Origin of the sequence: Allobosea sp. TAB14 (assembly GCF_052113865.1) — a bacterium.
Lineage (GTDB): Bacteria > Pseudomonadota > Alphaproteobacteria > Rhizobiales > Beijerinckiaceae > Allobosea > Allobosea spartocytisi.
This window is the reverse complement of the sequence record NZ_JBFRDQ010000191.1, coordinates 1-10,807: the sequence shown is the minus strand read 5'-3', so window position 1 is coordinate 10,807 and position 10,807 is coordinate 1. Positions and strand designations below refer to the sequence as shown.

General features: G+C 66.0%; 13 protein-coding genes. All 13 read right to left on the bottom strand.

What is annotated here, in order from left to right; genetic code table 11:
• Window positions 1–253, bottom strand: a 253-nt coding sequence (locus tag AB4Y99_RS22745) for a DUF2274 domain-containing protein (RefSeq protein ID WP_441524930.1), incomplete at its 3' end; no start/stop codon positions are given.
• Between the two features lies 1 nt (window position 254).
• Complete coding sequence (locus AB4Y99_RS22740) at window positions 255–1,466, bottom strand: TraB/TrbI/VirB10 family type IV secretion system protein (RefSeq protein ID WP_441524929.1); 1,212 nt, start codon at window positions 1,464–1,466, stop codon at window positions 255–257.
• Window positions 1,463–2,491, bottom strand: a complete 1,029-nt coding sequence (gene trbG, locus AB4Y99_RS22735; protein WP_441524928.1) for a P-type conjugative transfer protein TrbG — start codon at window positions 2,489–2,491, stop codon at window positions 1,463–1,465. Before trbG ends, AB4Y99_RS22740 begins: the two co-directional genes overlap by 4 nt.
• Window positions 2,488–3,171: a conjugal transfer protein TrbF gene (gene trbF, locus AB4Y99_RS22730; RefSeq protein ID WP_394083159.1), complete on the bottom strand. Its 684-nt coding sequence runs from the start codon at window positions 3,169–3,171 to the stop codon at window positions 2,488–2,490. The genes trbG and trbF overlap by 4 nt, the downstream gene beginning before the upstream one ends.
• Window positions 3,171–4,529, bottom strand: a complete 1,359-nt coding sequence (gene trbL, locus AB4Y99_RS22725) for a P-type conjugative transfer protein TrbL (protein WP_441524927.1) — start codon at window positions 4,527–4,529, stop codon at window positions 3,171–3,173. Before trbL ends, trbF begins: the two co-directional genes overlap by 1 nt.
• Window positions 4,530–4,531: 2 nt before the next feature.
• The gene (gene trbK-alt / locus AB4Y99_RS22720; RefSeq protein ID WP_441524926.1) at window positions 4,532–4,828 is read right to left on the bottom strand and encodes a putative entry exclusion protein TrbK-alt; all 297 of its coding nucleotides are present in this window, start codon (window positions 4,826–4,828) and stop codon (window positions 4,532–4,534) included.
• 23 nt (window positions 4,829–4,851) lie between these two features.
• Window positions 4,852–5,607, bottom strand: a complete 756-nt coding sequence (gene trbJ, locus AB4Y99_RS22715; protein WP_441524925.1) for a P-type conjugative transfer protein TrbJ — start codon at window positions 5,605–5,607, stop codon at window positions 4,852–4,854.
• Window positions 5,604–7,769 (bottom strand): conjugal transfer protein TrbE, encoded by a 2,166-nt coding sequence (gene trbE / locus AB4Y99_RS22710; protein ID WP_441524931.1) that lies wholly within the window; start codon window positions 7,767–7,769, stop codon window positions 5,604–5,606. Before trbE ends, trbJ begins: the two co-directional genes overlap by 4 nt.
• Window positions 7,770–7,779: 10 nt before the next feature.
• The gene (locus AB4Y99_RS22705; RefSeq protein WP_394083169.1) at window positions 7,780–8,061 is read right to left on the bottom strand and encodes a VirB3 family type IV secretion system protein; all 282 of its coding nucleotides are present in this window, start codon (window positions 8,059–8,061) and stop codon (window positions 7,780–7,782) included.
• Window positions 8,061–8,393 (bottom strand): TrbC/VirB2 family type IV secretion system protein, encoded by a 333-nt coding sequence (locus tag AB4Y99_RS22700; protein WP_394083171.1) that lies wholly within the window; start codon window positions 8,391–8,393, stop codon window positions 8,061–8,063. Before AB4Y99_RS22700 ends, AB4Y99_RS22705 begins: the two co-directional genes overlap by 1 nt.
• The gene (gene trbB, locus AB4Y99_RS22695) at window positions 8,390–9,373 is read right to left on the bottom strand and encodes a P-type conjugative transfer ATPase TrbB (RefSeq protein WP_394083173.1); all 984 of its coding nucleotides are present in this window, start codon (window positions 9,371–9,373) and stop codon (window positions 8,390–8,392) included. Before trbB ends, AB4Y99_RS22700 begins: the two co-directional genes overlap by 4 nt.
• Before the next feature lie 168 nt (window positions 9,374–9,541).
• On the bottom strand, window positions 9,542–9,976 hold the full coding sequence (locus AB4Y99_RS22690) for a CopG family transcriptional regulator (RefSeq protein ID WP_394083175.1): 435 nt from the start codon (window positions 9,974–9,976) through the stop codon (window positions 9,542–9,544).
• A gap of 8 nt (window positions 9,977–9,984) precedes the next feature.
• Window positions 9,985–10,807: type IV secretory system conjugative DNA transfer family protein (locus AB4Y99_RS22685; RefSeq protein ID WP_441524924.1), on the bottom strand; the 823-nt coding region annotated here is incomplete at its 5' end.

Genomic DNA, 10,807 nt, shown 5'->3' with positions numbered 1-10,807 from the left:
GGTCTGACGGATGCTTCACACGGCGTGAAGCGTGTTCCGGCGCACGGCGAAGTTTCGCGAACCCCCGATCCGTCGCAATGAATCGTTCCAGCATCGGCACGATCAGCCGCTTCGGATCGGTCGCCGGTTGGTCGATCTCTCTAGCCAGGGCTTCGGCGTAGGCGACCAGATCGCGATGCAGGCTGCCGGGTAGATCGATTGTGATCTTGACCGGCTTGTCTTCGGTGATCGGTCCAAGTTTCAGCTTGGTCATGTCAGCCTCCGTAAGGTTCGAGGACTAAATCGCGGGTCACAACCACGCGGACCGGAAAACCCTGTCGGATCGTGAGCGTCGGCTGGACATTGAGCTGACGGCGGACGATCTGCTGGCCGGCGTCGTTGATGGTGTCCTGCGCGCCATCGCGGATGGCGCTGACCAGACGGTCATTGTCGTCGGTGGCGAGTTCTGCGCCGACGCCGAGCAGGGTCGAAAGAGCGGCGGCCTTGGCCAGGTCCCACCAGTGATAGTCGACACCATCCTCGAGACCGGCATAGCCTTCGGCATCGGCGCCCGGCTGGCGTTCCAGCACGATGGACTTGCCATTGGGCAGGATCAGGCGGTTCCACACCAGCAGCACGCGGCGCTGTCCGAAGCCGACGCCGTTGTCGTATTCGCCGATGATGCGCGTGCCCTGCGGTACAAGCAGAATGCGGCCCGTAGGGCTGTCATAGATGTTTTCCGTCACCTGGGCGGTGATCTGGCCGGGAAGATCCGAACGGATGCCGGTGATCAGCGCGGCCGAGATGATGGAGCCCGCCTGCAGGACGTTAGGCGATACAGGTGCGGCGATCCGATCCGGCGACACGGTGCGCCGGTCGACCGCGGCATTGAGGAAGGCGAGCTGGCGATCCTGGGCGTTGGGTGTGGAAGGCTGCGGGCCTAGTCCGAGACTGGCCAGCGACGGTGGCGCAGGCGAATGGTTGTCGCCAGCCGTGACAGCGGATGTCGTCGTCCGCGTTTCCGTCGAGGCGAACAGCCGCGCGGTCCTCGCTGCCTCCAGCTCCTGAATCCGTCGTTGCTCCTCGGCGCTGAGGCCCGGATCGGGAACCGCCATGCCGGGGACCGGCACGGCCTGGCCTCTGTTCTGCGCATCGAGGATGGGACGCCCGAGATCACCGGGGAGCGGCTGTCCCAGGACAGGGCCGGTATAGTCGCTCGGCAGGCCGGCGATGCCGTCGGCCGTGGCGCGGTTGTCGGTGGAATAGAGTTCCTCATTGCCGGTGCCGGGATCGCGGGTCTGGAGTGCATAGATCAGCGCACCGCCGACACCGAGGCTGGCGACGAGCCCGAGGCCCGCCAGCACCTTGCGCGACAGGCGGGTGACGCGTGGGGCTTCCGCGCGCAGACGCATGGGCGCCGCCGGTTCGCCCGGCGCTCCGACCAGCGGCGCGTCCACGTCCTCTTTTCGGGATTCTTCTTCACTCACGATGCAGGCCTCCCATCGGTGCGGGTGATGCGGACGCGCTTCTGGGAATTGCCGGAACCGAGGCGAAGCTCACCAGCGGCGAACAGGCGGTCGACGATCATGTGGCGGCCGCTGACACGGTAGTTCACCAGTTCCGAGGTATTGCCCTCCGGGCCAACGACGAACAGCGGCGGCATCTCGCCCTGGCCAATGCCGCGCGGGAATTCGATGAACACCTGCCGCCCGTCGTCATAGGCGCGCAGCGGCCGCCAGGGCGCGCGGTCACCTTCGATGGCGTAGCGGAAATTGACATTGGCGAGATCGACGCCGGTCGCGACGGGCTGCTGGGCCTGGGCTTCAACATTCTGGCGTCGCAGCGCAATGAGCTGGTCCTGCGGATACTGCCAGGAGACCGACGCCATATAGGTGCGCTCGGTCGAGCGCAGTTCCATGTGATAGGTGCGCAGGTTGGTGTTGATGACGAGATTGGTCATCAGCTCGGCGCGGGTGGGTTTGACGAGGATGTGGATCTGGCGCGTCGCGCCGGAGCCGCTTTCGGTGTCGCCAATGATCCAGCGCACGGTGTCGCCGGCGGCGACCGGGCCTGACCCCACAAGCTGTTCGCCGGGCTGCAACGCGATGTCGGTGATCTGGCCGACGGCGGTATAGACCTGATAGAGAGCGCCGCCAGTATAGGGATAGACCTGCATGGCGTTGATGAAGCCGTCGCGCACTGGCTGGATGCGGGCGGCGGCATTGGCCTGATTGACGCGGGCAGCCGGATCGGTCGGCTCAGGTGCGCGGCGGGACTCCTCGACCGGCCTCATCTGTCCAGGTAGCGGCAGYGGACGCGGCAGTTCGACCACTCTTACCGGCGAGGCCGGATCGACGGTCTGCACAGCGGGCGCGGCATCGTCGTAAGAGATTTCCGGCGGCTTCTTCATGGTGGTGCAGCCGGCCAGCGCTGTCGTCGCCAGCAGCACGGCCAGAATGGCGGTTTTGCGGAAAGCCGGAAGTCCGGCAGGGTTCATCGTCTGCCGGCTCATTGCCCCAGCTCCTTCGACCAGTTGATTGCGTTGACGTAGATGCCGAGCGGATTGGCCCGGAGTTTTTCGGCGTCGCGGGGCGACTGCACGACAATGGTGAGGATGGCGGTCCAGCGTTCGGTCGAGGCCAGTGAGCCGTCCTGATAGGTGCGTTGCACCCAGGCGACGCGGAACGAGTCCGGCGAGGCTCGGATCACGCTGGAGACGTCGACGGCTATCTGCTGCTTGCCGACCTTGGTGAAAGGGTCGTTGGTACGGGCGTAATCGTTGAGCGCCATCGCGCCTCGATCGGTCGTGAAGTCATAGGCGCGCAGCCAGTTCTGGCGCACGATGATGGCGTCGGCCGGGATCGAGCGGACCTGTTCGACAAAGCGGGCCAGGTGCCAGGCGACCTGGGGATCGGTCGGGCGATAGTCGGCAACCGCGGGCGCGATCGCCTGCGACTGGCCGAGACGGTCGACTTGCACCACCCAGGGGACGATGGTGCCGCGCGCCGACTGCCAGACGAGGGCGGCGGCGAAGCCGGCAGACAGGATCAGCGAACCGAAGGCCATATATCGCCAGTTCTTCGCCTGGACGCGGGCGGAGCCGACGCGCTCGTCCCAGACTTGTCCGGCGCGTTGGTAAGGGGTCTCGGGTTCGGGCGTCTTGCCGTAATGGGTGGCGGGTCGTTTGAACATCAGCGGTCACTTTCAGAAAGGTTGATGGAAGAGCCGCCGCCGTGGCTGTCGCCGGAGCGCACCGCATGGGCGGCGGCGGAAACGCCGTGGGACAGGCCCTGCGAGCGCTTCATCCGTTTGGCCCAGTCAGGCGGGCCGTTCGGGGCGGCGGGAGATGACGGGGCAGCGGCTTCGGCCTCGCCGCCGATCGTTCCCATGGTCGAGGAGCCGCCGGTGGTCTCGAAGGCGGATTTCGCGCCGCCCGAGAAGCTGGATTTGACGCTCTCAGCGGCTTTCGAGGCTGCGCGCTTCAGTGGCGATACGGCTGCGCTGCCCGCTGCCTTCGCCACGCCGCCAAGGCCGGAAGCGACACCGCTCGCGCCGGACTGACCAGCAGAGGCGAGGCCATAGGCGGTAGAGGCTCCGCCGGCAGCGGCGRCGCCCCCGCGAACGGCGGCCGCGCCACCGGACAAAGCCGCGGCACCACCCTTCATAGCGAGACCTGCCGCGCCGCCTGCCGCCATGGCTGCACCACCGACGGCGAGGCCGGTTCCGACAGCGGCGCCGGCGCCGAGCTGGGGACCGCCGGAAACAAGGCCGTTGGCGATGYCGGGGCCGAAAATACCGAGACCGAGGAGGGAAAGCGCCGCCAGCACGATGGCCATGGCGTCGTCGATGGTCGGCGTTGCGCCGCCGAAGCCTGCGGTGAACTGGCCGAACAGGGTCGAGCCGATGCCTATGATGACGGCGAGGACGAGCACTTTGATGCCGGAGGAAATGACGTTCCCGAGGACCTTCTCGGCCATGAAGGCGGACTTGCCGAACAGGCCGAAGGGAATGAGGACAAAGCCGGCGAGCGTCGTCAGCTTGAACTCGATCAGTGTGACGAAGAGCTGGACGGCCAGGATGAAGAAGGCGAGCAACACCAGCGCCCAGGCAAACAGGAGGCAGGCGATCTGAATGAAGTTCTCGAAAAAGGCCCAGTAGCCCATCAGGCCGGAGATCGACTCCAGCAGCGGCCGTCCGGCGTCGAGGCCGGTCTGGGCGACCTTGCCGGGGCGGAGCAGATCGGCCGTGGTGAAGCTGGTGCCGGAACCCTTGAGGCCGAGGCCGGCAAAGCTGTCGAAGACGATCTTCGCCAGATTGTTCCAGTTGGAAATCAGGTAGGCGAAGACGCCGACGAACAGGGTCTTTTTCACCAGCCGGGCAATGATGTCGTCATCGGCGCCCCACGACCAGAACAGAGCGGCCAGCGTCACGTCGATGACGATCAGCGTGGTGGCGATGAAGGCGACCTCGCCGCCGAGCAGGCCGAACCCTGAGTCGATGTAGCTGGTGAAGACCTGAAGAAACTGGTCGATGACGCCGGTGCCGCCCATGATTATTGTCCTTCGTCCTGATGGGGAGCGGCCGGTGCGACTGGCGACGGGGTTCCGAGGAAGCGATCACGGCTTTCGGCCCAGATGCCCAGGCATTCGGCGTCGCGGGTCGCGGCTTCACCGAGCTGCTGGCAGCGGCGTTGACCGGCGCGCAGTGGATCGGGGGTGGACGACTGAAGTTGCCGGGTGGAGGCTGGCGCCGGGACTTCTTCCTTGCGGGTCATCTCGATCGCGGTCGCGGTGATCGCGACTGCGACAAAGACGACGGCGCCGAGGCGAGCGAGCATCTTGCCGTCCATGGTGGATTCCCCCGTTTCGGCTTTCAGTTGTTGTTGAACATTTGGGCGTTCCCCGGCTGGTAGCCGGAGCCGGGGGTAAGGAACCGGCGGCGCTGCTCGCGCCCCTGTTCGGCCGCCGCTGCCGCTTCAGCCGATTGCAACGCCTGCGCTCGTCCGTTGGCGGCGACGACGGCTGTGAGGTCGGCGAGTTGCTGGGCCTGAAGGGCGAGAAGCTGATTGCCGGCCTGCGTCGCTTGCAAGGCTCCGGTGGCGCCCTGGCTCTGGCCGACCAGCGCCGACATCTCGGTGCGGTTGGTGTCGATGTTGCCCACGACGGTCGCTTGCACCTTCATGGCGTCCTGAAGGCTGCCGACGGTGTTCTGCCAGCGCGAGCGGGCATCGGCGACAAGCTGGGAATCGGATGCGGATAGCGAGACGTTGGCGTATTTGGTCTGGAAAGCCTGATCGATCTGCTGGACGTTGAAGGCAATGCCCTGCGCCTGGGCGAGAAGCTGCTGCGTCCGTTGCACGGATTGCTGCAACTGCTGGAGCGACGAATATGGCAGGCTCGCGAGATTGCGCGCCTGATTGATCAGCATCGTCGCTTCGTTCTGAAGCTGGGTAATCTRCTGATTGACCTGCTGGAGCGCGCGCGCGGCCTGAAGCACGTTCTGCGCATAATTGGTCGGGTCATAGACGATGATGGCGTGCGCCGGCGTCGTCAGGATCGGAGACAGCGCCAGGGGAGTGGCGAGGATGGTGGCGGCGATGAAGGCCGCGCGGGAACGGCGGATGGTCATGATGGTGTCTCCAGGTTGGTAAGGTCAGGGATGAGGTCGGCGGCCCACGCCACGTCGCGGTGGCGCAGCCAGGCGGTGAGGAAGCCCTCGCGGCCGTGCTCGGCGACGATCTGTGCGATGCTGGTCTGGTCGGTTTTCGAGGAAGCGGCGCACAGCGCCAGCGCCACGTCGCTCAAGGCCAGCTCGAACAGCCGGTTGCCCCGCCGCGACTGGCAGTAATATTCGCGCTTGGGCGTCGCCCGTGCGAGGATCTCGATCTGCCGGTCATTGAGACCAAAACGGCGATAGATCGTTGTGATCTGCGGTTCGATCGCCCTTTCGTTCGGCAACAGCAGACGGGTCAGGCAGCTTTCGATGATGGCCGGGGCGATGGCGGAATTGTCGATGTCGCTAAGCGATTGCGTGGCGAAGACGACACTGGCGTTCTTCTTGCGCAGCGTCTTCAGCCATTCGCGGAGCTGGCCGGCGAAGCCGTCGTCGTCCAGCGCCAGCCAGCCCTCGTCGATGATCAACAGGGTCGGAGATCCGTCGAGCCGGTCGGCTATGCGGTGGAACAGGTAGGCGAGCACAGCGGGCGCGGCGCCGGTGCCGATTAGGCCCTCGGTTTCGAATGCCTGGACGGATGCGCCGCCCAGATGTTCGGCTTCGGCATCGAGCAACCGGCCGTAGGGGCCGCCGACGCAGTAGGGGCGTAGCGCCTGCTTGAGATCGTTGGATTGCAGCAGGACCGCCAGCCCGGTGATGGTGCGTTCCTGAACCGGGGCCGAGGCCAGCGAGGTCAGCGCCGACCACAGATGCTCCTTGACGTCCGGGGTGATGGTGATGCCTTCGCGCGACAGGATCGCCACGATCCAGTCGGCGGCCCAGGCCCGTTCGTAGGTGTCATGGATACGGGCGAGCGGCTGCAGCGCGACGCTATCCGCGGCGCCTTCGCTTAACCCGCCACCGAGATCGTGCCAGTCGCCGCCCATCGCGAGCGCGGCGGCGCGGATGCTGCCGCCGAAGTCGAAGGCGAAGATTTGGGCGCCGGCATAACGGCGGAACTGGAGCGCCATTAGCGCCAGCAGCACGGATTTACCCGCACCCGTCGGGCCGACGATCAGGGTGTGGCCGACATCGCCGACGTGAAGGGAAAACCGGAACGGGGTCGTGCCTTCGGTCTGGCCGAAGAGCAGAGGGGGCGCTGCAAAATGCTCGTCCCGTTCCGGCCCTGCCCACACCGCCGAAAGCGGGATCATGTGGGCGAGGTTCAGGGTGGATACCGGTGGCTGCCGGACATTGGCATAGACATGGCCTGGCAAGCTGCCGAGCCAGGCGTCCACCGCGTTGATGGTCTCAGGCATGGAAGTGAAGTCACGGCCCTGGATGACCTTCTCGACCAGCCGCAGTTTATCGTCGGCGATGCGCGGATCGTCGTCCCAGACCGTCACCGTGGCCGTGACATAGGCCTGACCGGCGTAGTCGGCGCCCAGTTCCTGAAGCGCCAGGTCGGCGTCGGCGGCCTTGTTGGAGGCGTCGGTATCGACCAGGGCCGAGGCCTCGTTGGTCATGATTTCCTTGAGGATGGACGCGATGCTCTTGCGCTTGGCGAACCATTGCCGCCGGATCTTGGTCAGCAGCTTCGTCGCGTCGGTCTTGTCGAGCATCACGGCCCGCGTCGACCAGCGATAGGAAAAGGCCAGCCGGTTGAGCTCGTCGAGAATGCCGGGCGTGGTCGCCGTGGGAAAACCGACGATGGTGAGGATACGCAGGTGGGAATCGCCCAGACGCGGCTCCAGCCCTCCGGTCAGCGGCTGATCGGCGAGCAGCGCGTCGAGATACAGGCTGCCTGCCTCCTCGAAATCCGCCTTGCGTTCCGCGTCGACCAGGGCCGATGCAGCATCGGGAAACCGGCTTGCCGGATAGGTCGCGGCGGCATGGCGCTGCGCCTCGACGAAGATCGCCCAGCTGCTTCCGAGGCGACGGAAGGCGTTGTTCAATCGCCCGGCGACGGCGACCAGTTCGGCGGGAACGGCGCTGTCCAGATCGGGGCCACGGAACCGCGCCGTCCTCTGGAATGAACCATCCTTGTTCAGCACCACGCCGTCACCTGCCAATGCCGCCCAGGGCAGGAAGTCGGCGAGGCGCGTAGCGGTGCGGCGATATTCAACGAGATTCATCATGGGGGGGTCCTCAGACGCGGAGATGACCGGGGATGCGCAGATGCCGGCGGACCACATCGATGAAGAGCGGATCGCGCTTGGCGGCCCAGACGGCGGCGAAGTGGCCGAGCAGGCCAAGCGCGATGCCGACCAGCCAGAGCCGCAGGCCGAGCCCGAGGGCTGCGGCCAGCGTGCCGTTGACGATGGCGAGCGAGCGCGGGGCGCCGCCGAGCAGGATGTGCTCGGTCAGCGCCCTGTGGACGGGGGCCACGAAGCCCGGCACCTCGGCCAGGTTTTCCAGCGACGTCGCCATCAGACGAGCACCCCGCCGCCAAAGCTGAAGAAGCTGAGGAAGAAGGAGCTGGCCGCGAAGGCGATCGACAGACCGAAGACGATCTGGATCAGCTTGCGCGCGCCGCCGGAGCTGTCGCCGAAGGCCAACGTCAGGCCGGTGACGATGATGATGATTACCGCGATGATCTTGGCGACCGGCCCTTCGATCGATTGCAGGATCGACTGAAGCGGGGCCTCCCACGGCATCGACGATCCCGACGCATGAGCGGCGGGTGCGAGGAACAGGCTGACATAGGTGACGGCGGCGGCCGTCGCGACATGACGGCGGATACGGATGGCATGACGGATCATGTGAGTTCTCCTGTTGGGGGCTGGGTTGAAGGGGTGACGCGGTAGTCGCCGTCGGGGCCTAGCCCCTCGACGCAGGCGAGTTCGGCAAGGCGGCGCAGCGATCCGCGGCCGGACAGCACGGCGACCAGATCGATGGTCTCGGCGATCAGGGCGCGGGGGACCGTGACGACGGCTTCCTGGATGAGCTGCTCCATCCGCCGCAGAGCGCCGATGGCGCTGCCGGCATGGATGGTGCCGATGCCGCCCGGATGGCCGGTGCCCCAGGCCTTGAGCAGGTCGAGGGCTTCGGCGCCGCGCACCTCGCCGATCGGGATGCGGTCGGGGCGCAGGCGCAGTGAGGACCGGACCAGATCGGAGAGCGAGGCGACGCCATCCTTGGTGCGCATGGCGACGAGGTTGGGGGCGGCGCATTGCAGCTCGCGCGTATCTTCAATGATGACGACGCGATCCGTGCCCTTGGCGACCTCTGCCAGCAGCGCGTTGGTCAGCGTGGTCTTGCCGGTTGAGGTGCCGCCCGCGACGAGGATGTTCTTGCGCGCGGCGACCGCGACGCGCAGCGCCTCGGCCTGGTCGACCGACATGATCCCGGCAGCGACGTAATCATCGAGGGTGAACACCGCGACGGCGGGTTTGCGGATGGCGAAGGCCGGGGCCGAGACCACGGGAGGCAACAAGCCTTCAAAACGCTCGCCGGTTTCGGGCAACTCGGCCGAGACGCGCGGCGAGCCGGGATGCACCTCGGCTCCGACATGGTGCGCGACCAGGCGGACGATGCGCTCGCCGTCTGCCGGCGACAGCTTCTCGCCCGTATCGGACAGACCTTCGGAAAGCCGGTCGATCCAGAGCCGGCCATCAGGATTGAGCATCACCTCGACGATCGACGGGTCTTCCAGAAACCGGGCGATGGCGGGGCCAAGGGCGGTACGCAGCATGCGCGCACCCCGCGTTGTCGCCTGTGATGTCTGGTGAGATTCCGCCATGTCGTCCCCTTGCGTTCAGGGACCGTTCGGCCAGCCCTGGATCGGGGATGAGTAAGAGAGGCAGAAATCAGGGCGTCGCAACAAGGTCTTGGACGTAGTAGCGGCCTAGCGTAGAACAACAGGGGATCGGCGGAATGGCCGATGACTTGTGAAGGCGCGGAACGATGATTATTCCGCGTCGCGTGGAGGTTCGACGTCTTCGGAGATTTCCTGATTAAGCTTCGGTCCCTTCGCGAGTCGTCGTCCAAGAGCAACGATAAACGCGTCGTAACGCTCACCGGCCTTGGCGCGCGCTGCCTGTGCCGCAGGCTCGGGCAGGGCCGGGGTCGTCGTCAGCCAGAACCGCACGAACACGGCCAGCGTCTCGACCGAGATGCCCAGATCCCGCTCCATCCGCGTCATGCGGCGATCGAGCTGGTCCAGGCGCCTGGTTGTCGCCGCCTCCTGCCGTTCGGCTGCGTCCGGCGACAGGAAGGACGCGATGGCCGCTTCGGCGATCAACGAACGGGATTGATCGCGGCGGGCGGCATAGCCGGCCAGCGTCTTCATGATATCCGGGTCGAGATAGACGGACAGGCGCTGTTTCTTGGCGGGTTTCTTCATCGGGCGTCTCACATCTCTATGCCGTCGCCGGGATCGAGCGAGGCGAGGCGGGCCGTGCGCTGCATGAGCCGGTTCATCCGGCTGTTGCGCGCCGCATCATCCTCGGTTTCATCGGCTGGGTCCGGCTCGAACTCGTTGTTGATGGGTTCTCGCTTCTCGACGGCCTTGGCCTTGTTCAGTTCGGGCTGATGGCGGCGTTCGGATTCGGTCGGATCGTCGTCATCGGTTTTGCCGCCGCTGGATGACGCGGCCGCCATCTCGGGCCGTGCCGGCACGGGCAGCGCACTCCAGTCGTCGGGCTTTGCGGTCTTCGGTTTCGAGAGCGTCGGCGGGGTCAGGACGCGCTCCTGAAACCGCGCGTCCTCGAAATAGCGGGCCTTCTTCGCCCGGATCGGTGGCGTTCCCGCCACCATGACGATCTCGTCGACGGGTGGAAGCTGCATGATCTCGCCGGGGGTCAGCAGCGGCCGAGCGGTCTCAGAGCGCGACACCATCAGATGACCGAGCCAGGGGGACAGCCGGTGCCCGGCGTAGTTTTTCATCGCCTTCATCTCGGTCGCTGTGCCGAGGGCGTCTGACACCCGTTTAGCCGTGCGCTCGTCGTTCGTCGCGAACGAGACCCTGACATGGCAGTTGTCGAGAATCGAGTTGTTCGGGCCGTAGGCTTTCTCGATCTGGTTCAGCGACTGCGCGATCAGGAACGCCTTCAGGCCGTAACCCGCCATGAAGGCCAGCGCACTCTCGAAGAAGTCCAGTCTCCCCAAGGCCGGAAACTCGTCGAGCATCATCAGCAGCCGATGACGGTCGCCTTTGGCGTTCAGATCTTCGGTC

Bases quoted from the DNA above. Each gene is read 5' to 3' on its own strand.
- trbB (WP_394083173.1), bottom strand. From the start codon at position 9,373: ATGGCGGAATCTCACCAGACATCACAGGCGACAACGCGGGGTGCGCGC.
- trbK-alt (WP_441524926.1), bottom strand. From the start codon at position 4,828: ATGGACGGCAAGATGCTCGCTCGCCTCGGCGCCGTCGTCTTTGTCGCA.
- AB4Y99_RS22700 (WP_394083171.1), bottom strand. From the start codon at position 8,393: ATGATCCGTCATGCCATCCGTATCCGCCGTCATGTCGCGACGGCCGCC.
- trbF (WP_394083159.1), bottom strand. From the start codon at position 3,171: ATGTTCAAACGACCCGCCACCCATTACGGCAAGACGCCCGAACCCGAG.
- trbE (WP_441524931.1), bottom strand. From the start codon at position 7,769: ATGATGAATCTCGTTGAATATCGCCGCACCGCTACGCGCCTCGCCGAC.
- AB4Y99_RS22705 (WP_394083169.1), bottom strand. From the start codon at position 8,061: ATGGCGACGTCGCTGGAAAACCTGGCCGAGGTGCCGGGCTTCGTGGCC.
- AB4Y99_RS22690 (WP_394083175.1), bottom strand. From the start codon at position 9,976: ATGAAGAAACCCGCCAAGAAACAGCGCCTGTCCGTCTATCTCGACCCG.